Source organism: Enterobacter sp. IF2SW-B1 (genome assembly GCF_001743375.1).
GTDB classification, from domain to species: domain Bacteria; phylum Pseudomonadota; class Gammaproteobacteria; order Enterobacterales; family Enterobacteriaceae; genus Enterobacter; species Enterobacter bugandensis.
This window is the reverse complement of sequence record NZ_MJAA01000394.1, coordinates 1-355: the sequence shown is the minus strand read 5'-3', so window position 1 is coordinate 355 and position 355 is coordinate 1. Positions and strand designations below refer to the sequence as shown.

1 pseudogene is annotated in these 355 nt (G+C 43.7%); it reads right to left on the bottom strand.

The features are described from left to right. Positions 1–245, bottom strand: a pseudogene (locus A6013_RS26575) (DinI family protein); the annotation flags it as partial. Positions 246–355: the final 110 nt, after the last annotated feature.

Below are 355 nucleotides of genomic sequence, written 5' to 3'. Positions count from 1 at the left end.
AGCAGTTCATTATGGATAGTTATGTTAACCGGAACGTTACTCTCTTTTTTGTTTCGTTCCGGAACAGGAGATGGGGAGAAAACATCGGTAAAGGCGTTGTTCTTGATTAAATTCCCCCGCGCACTCTCAGCACTCAAAATCAGGGCAATCCCTCGATCTCTTTCCTGCCACGTAGCATCTGTCGTCAGCAGAGCAATCAGCTCGACTCGTTCAATCATGACCTGCTCGGTCAACTCTCTGTCCACACAACCTCCACCACGAGATACTGTATAAACATACAGTAGCATGTATTCATAAAAAGAGTGAAGCGAAAAATCAGAACCTTTAACGGTATGTACATGATATCGATAAAGAT